Annotated in this window: 5 protein-coding genes; 3 read left to right on the top strand and 2 right to left on the bottom strand. The window is 79.5% G+C overall.

Going from position 1 to position 5,106, the window contains the following annotated elements:
• Positions 1–1,642, bottom strand: a 1,642-nt coding sequence (locus GTQ99_RS19560) for an EAL domain-containing protein (RefSeq protein ID WP_166617381.1), incomplete at its 3' end; no start/stop codon positions are given.
• Positions 1,643–1,846: 204 nt separating this feature from the next.
• On the opposite strand from GTQ99_RS19560, the gene GTQ99_RS19555 reads away from it, so the two are divergent.
• The 3 genes from GTQ99_RS19555 to GTQ99_RS19545 all read left to right on the top strand — a co-directional run bounded on the left by GTQ99_RS19555 (position 1,847) and on the right by GTQ99_RS19545 (position 4,264).
• Entirely contained in the window at positions 1,847–2,770 is a 924-nt protein-coding gene (locus GTQ99_RS19555) for a hypothetical protein (protein WP_166617380.1), read from the top strand.
• 125 nt (positions 2,771–2,895) lie between these two features.
• Complete coding sequence (locus GTQ99_RS19550; protein WP_166617379.1) at positions 2,896–3,312, top strand: ATP-binding protein; 417 nt, start codon at positions 2,896–2,898, stop codon at positions 3,310–3,312.
• A gap of 88 nt (positions 3,313–3,400) precedes the next feature.
• Entirely contained in the window at positions 3,401–4,264 is an 864-nt protein-coding gene (locus GTQ99_RS19545; protein ID WP_166617378.1) for a hypothetical protein, read from the top strand.
• Positions 4,265–4,293: 29 nt separating this feature from the next.
• On the opposite strand, the gene GTQ99_RS19540 is transcribed toward GTQ99_RS19545, so the two are convergent.
• A partial coding sequence (locus tag GTQ99_RS19540; RefSeq protein WP_205707844.1) for a metal-dependent hydrolase occupies positions 4,294–5,106 on the bottom strand: 813 nt, incomplete at its 5' end.

Here is a 5,106-nt window from a genome sequence, read left to right as displayed (position 1 = left end):
CTGCGAGGGGGTCGAGACGGCCGAACAGCCAGCCCTGCGCCCGGCGCCACCCCTGCCGCTGCAGGTGCGCGGCCTGCTCGGCCGTCTCGACCCCCTCGCAGACCGGCAGCAGCCCGAACCCCTCGGCCAGCCCGAGGACCGCCGCGGCGATCCGGTCCGAGGAGGCGTCCGCGGGCAGGTCGGCGACGAAGGAGCCGTCGAGCTTGAGCCCGCTCACGGGCAGCCGGCGCAGGTAGGCCAGCGAGGAGTACCCGGTGCCGAAGTCGTCCAGCAGGACGTCCACGCCCAGGGCGGCGAGGGCGTGCAGCTCCCCCTCCGCGACGCTGTCCCCGGCGACCACCGAGGTCTCCAGCAGCTCCACCGCCAGCCGCTGCGGGGCGATCCCGCGCCGGCGCAGCCCCTGCGCGACCGCCGCGGCGAACGTGCCGTCGAGGCGGGCGGCGCAGGTGTTGACCGCCACCCGGGTGCCGGGCCGGCGGGCCAGCAGGTCCAGGACCTGCTCCAGGACGACGGCGTCGACGGCCGCCGCCAGGCCGCACTCGCCGGCCGCCGGCAGGAAGTCCTCGGGCAGCAGCAGCCCCCGCGCGGGGTGGCGCCAGCGCACCAGGGCCTCGAAGCCCGTGCGCCGCCGCTCCGGCAGCGCGACCACCGGCTGGTAGTGGACCTCGAGCTCGCCGCGCTCCAGCGCGGCCCGCAGGTCGTTCTCCAGCAGCAGCCGCCGCACGGCCCGCTCCCGCATCGCGGCGGTGTGCACGCGCGCGCACCCGCCGCCCGCCGCCTTGGCGGCGTCCAGGGCGGTGCCCGCGTCGCGCAGCGCGACCGCCGCGTCCAGCGGACCCAGCAGCGGGTCGCGCCGCGCGAGGTCGAGGACGACCAGGCCGGTGCTCACCGAGCAGCGGACCTCGCGGGGGGCGCCGGGGGCGCCCAGCGGGACCGGGGCGGCGAGGGCGGCGGTCAGCCGATCGGCCACGTCCACCGCCTCGCGCGCCCCGGCCAGCCCCGGCAGCAGCACGAGGAACTCGTCGTCGCCGAGGCGGGCGACGACGTCACCGGCCCGCACCCCGGCCAGCAGGCGCTCGGCCACGGCGACGAGCACCTCGTCGCCGGCGGCGTGGCCCAGGCTCTCGTTGACGACGCGGAAGCGGTCCAGGTCGCAGGCGAGCACGCCCAGCAGCCCGCGGCCGCTGCGCAGCCGCTCGTCGAGGTCGGCGAGCACCCCCGAGCGCGCGCGCAACCCGGTCAGCGGGTCGCGGTCGCCGTCGCCCGCGCGGTGGCGGCGCACGCCGCCGGGGAAGACCTGCACGACCACCACGCCGGCGCCGTCGGGGGCGGCGGCGAGCGCGGAGACGACCGGGGCGCGGGCGACGTCGCCGCCGGGGCGCTCCAGCAGGACGTCGGTGGTGACGGCGCCGGCGCCGGCGAGCAGCGCCTCGACGACGCCGTCGGCGTCGTAGGCGCCGTCCGCGGTGGAGAGCACGTCGGCCAGCTTGCGGCCGACGACGTCCGCCACCTCGTGCGAGAGCGCGTCGCAGAACGCCCGGTTGACCCGCAGCAGGACGCCGTGCAGGTCCACGACCGCGACGCCGACGCCCGCGGTGGCGACGGCGTGCCCGACGTCGAGGCGCCACTGCCGGTGGTCCACGGCGCCTCCCTGCGCTGCTGCGACGGCACGAGCGGGCTGCCGGGACGCCTCTTCTAGAAGACGCCCGGGAGGTGAAGTGTGGACCCCGGGAGCGCGCTGCACAAACGTGCGGGCCCGTGGCGCGTGCACCCGAACGGGCGACCGGGGCGCCCGCAGGTGCCCGCGGCGCTCAGGGCGGCCGCGCCGCGCGTCGATGCCGCTCGGGTGAAGGACCACGCCCGCCGCGGACGACCGGTCAGCCTGCGCACCAGGCTGCTCGCGCTCGTCCTCGTGCCCCTGCTGGGCTTCTCCGCCTTCGCCTCCGTCGTGGTCACCCAGCGCGTGCAGCGGGTCGGCGCCGCCCAGGACGCCGTCGCGCGGCTGCACGCCGCCGTCACCCTCGACGGCCTGCGCGCCCGCATCGTCGAGGAGGCCATCCCCATGGTCTCCAGCGTCGAGCTGCTCGACCTCGCCGACGACGGCCTCGACCGCGCCCGGCTCGCCGGGGACCTCGCCGGCCTGCACGCCGACGCCACCCGGCGCACCGACGCCGCGCTCGCCCTCGCCCGGGCCGCTCCGCTGACCCGCGCCGCGGCGCGGGAGGCGGCCGGGCGCCTGGCGGCCGTGCGCGCCTCCCGCGCGGCCGGCGCGACCCCCAGCCAGCGCGAGACCAGCAACCGCCAGCTCTTCGACAAGTACCGCTACCTCGTGCGCCAGCTCGCCGACGAGGTCGACGCCCACCTGGCCACCGCCGCCCGCGGCGGCGACGACGAGGGGCTCGAGCACGCCGTCCGCGACCTGCAGCGCACCGCCCGCGCCACCACGCTGGCCGGCGAGGAGGTGCCCTACTACCTGGGCCTGGTCTCCGCCCCCGTCGGCGGCACCGGCCCGGCGCGCTCGGCGTTCCTGGCCAGCTGGTCCGGCTTCGGGCTCACCGCCGCCGACATCGGCGCCACCAGCCGGCCCGCCGTGCGCTCGGCCTGGGTGAGCGCCCAGGCCCACCCCGACGCCCGCTTCGTGGACACCACCATGGCCGCCGCCGTGGCCGCCGCGCGGGTGCCCGAGGAGGAGGACGGCTCCGCGCCCGACGAGGCCGCCGGCGGGGTGCCCGACGGGGTGCCCGACGGCGCGGCCGTCCCCGCCGACTGACGGCGCACCGCTCTAGAAGGTCCGGCCCCGGGACACCCCCCGCCTTGCCGACGCGCCGCGGCTGCGTCAGGGTCGTCGAGGGCGGCTCGACGCGGAGCCGCGGTAGGACGCCGACGGAGGTGGCGGTGGAACGTCTCACCCTGGACCAGCAGCTCTCCCCGGCCGCCATGGCACGGCACTGGGTCTGCGAGCACTGCCCGGACGAGCACCTGCCGGCCGCGCGGCGCTGGATCGCGGAGCTGCTGACGAGCGAACTGGTCTCCAACGCCCTCGAGCACGGCAGCGGACCCGTGGTGCTGTCCCTGACCCACGACGACGAGGGCATCCTCGTCGGGATCTCCGACAGCGAGCAGCGGGTGCCCTCGCTGCGCACGCAGAACCCGGCGGCGACGGCCGGGCGCGGGATCGCCCTCGTCGACGCGCTGGCCACCACGTGGGGCGTCTACCCCAGCGAGGCCGGCGCGGACGCCGCCAGCTGGCCGGAGCCGAGCGAGGGCCGGGCCAGCGGCAAGACGGTCTGGTTCCACCTGGCCAGCGGCTGACGCCCCGGCCGCCGCGGTTGGGCCGTCCGGGGGACCCGGCGGGCCCGCCGGCGGGGCGCGGGGCGCCGCCGCGACTACGGTCGGCGACGTGAGCACCGATCAGCCGCGCCCCGTCCGGGCCCTCCTGCGACGCAGCGTGCTCGCGCTCAGCGTCCTCGAGGACGTCGACGTCGACCTCGACGACGACGGCGTGCGGCTGCCCGGGTGCGTGCCGCTGAGCTGGTCGGACGTGGCCCGGGCGGCCGGCTGCGGCCTGCCCGGCGACGAGGAGCTGCGCGCGCCGTCCGCGGGCGCCGCCCCCGAGCAGCCCGAGGACGTCGTGCGGCTGCGGGTGGCGGACCTGCTGCGCGCGCACGCCGAGCTGCACCGCAGCCGAACCGGCACCGTCCCGCTGGCCGTCCCCGTGGGCGCCGCCCGCCGGCCCGCGCACGGCTGGAGCGCGAGCCCGCTGCTCGGCGGCGCGCTGGAGCTCGGCCTGGGCGTCGTCGTGCGCAGCGGCCGCAGCGAGCGCACGCTGCCCGTCCCGGTGGTCTCCGCGCGCGCCACCGGCCGCCCCGCCCACGCGGGCGCCGCCGAGCTCGCCCGGCTGGAGGAGGTCGGGCAGCTCGTGGTGCAGCGGCTGCTGCGCGACGCCGGCGGGCGCGGCGGCGGCGTCCTGCGGCCGGTGGCCGGCTGCGACGTGCCGACGCTGCTGGCCTCGGCCGCGCTGCGCGAGCACCTGGTCGCCGGCCCGGACCGGCAGCCGGGCGGCGTGCTGCGCGCCGTGGCGGTGCCCGACCGCACCCGCGGCTGGTTCGACCTGGCGCGCATCGACCCCGCCTACGTGGGCGCGGCCTGGACGGCCACCGACCCCGCCGACCGCGGTCTGCACCGCCCGGTGCTCGTGACGCGCGAGGAGGTCGCGCTCGCCCCGAGCAGCCCCCGGCTCGTCGAGGCCGCGCTGCGCAGCTGACGGCCCCGGCGCCCGGGGGGCGCCGCGGCTCAGGGGGCGGCGCTGAGCCACTGCCCGGCCGTCGCGCCCAGCGGGGTCGCCCGCACGAGGAGCACGACGGCGGCGACGGTGGCGACCGCGGTGATCGGCACCTCCCAGCTCGGGTGGCCGGTGCGGAACAGCGACAGGCTCCAGCGGCGCCGGCGGGCGCGCGGGCGCAGCAGGGCGAGCGCGGTGGCCCCCGGCCACGGCACCCCGCCGCGGGTGAGCGCGTCGCCGGCGATGTGCACGGCCACGCCCAGGGCGAGCGCCCCGGGCAGCCAGCCGAGGTGGACGTCGGCGCGCCAGGTCAGCCACCACGCCGCGCCCCAGGACAGCGCGACGTTGCCGACGACGGTGTTCTCCAGGCGCCCGGGGATGAAGGGGGCCAGCGCGTGCAGGGCCGCGCCGGCGGTGAGGGCGAGGACGACGGCGCCGCTCCAGGTGCTCTGCGCCGCGGCCCAGGCGAGCAGGGCGACCGCGGCGGGGGCCAGCAGCGGGTCGTGGGTGCCCCAGCGGTGGCCGCCGGCGAGGCGGCCGACGAGCTTGGCGGCGGCCCAGGACAGCCAGCCCCACATGGTGACGACGGTGGACCCGGTGGGGGCCACGAGGAAGCGGCGGTCGCGCCAGCTCACCCCGCCCTGGTCGAAGTCGGGCAGCAGCGCCGCACCGCCGCAGGCGGCGACCCAGGCCAGGGCCGTCGGCACGTCCGGCGTGCCGAGCAGCGGCAGGGTCGCGGCCCCGGCGGCCAGGCCGGTGGCGGCGTGCGAGCGGCCCATCACGGTCGGGCACCCCGCTCGTCGCGGCAGGGGCGGGGCGGGCGG

This window comes from Kineococcus vitellinus (assembly GCF_009906315.1).
GTDB lineage: Bacteria > Actinomycetota > Actinomycetes > Actinomycetales > Kineococcaceae > Kineococcus > Kineococcus vitellinus.
Note: the sequence above shows the minus strand (reverse complement) of the source record. Positions and strands in the feature narration are given on the sequence as shown.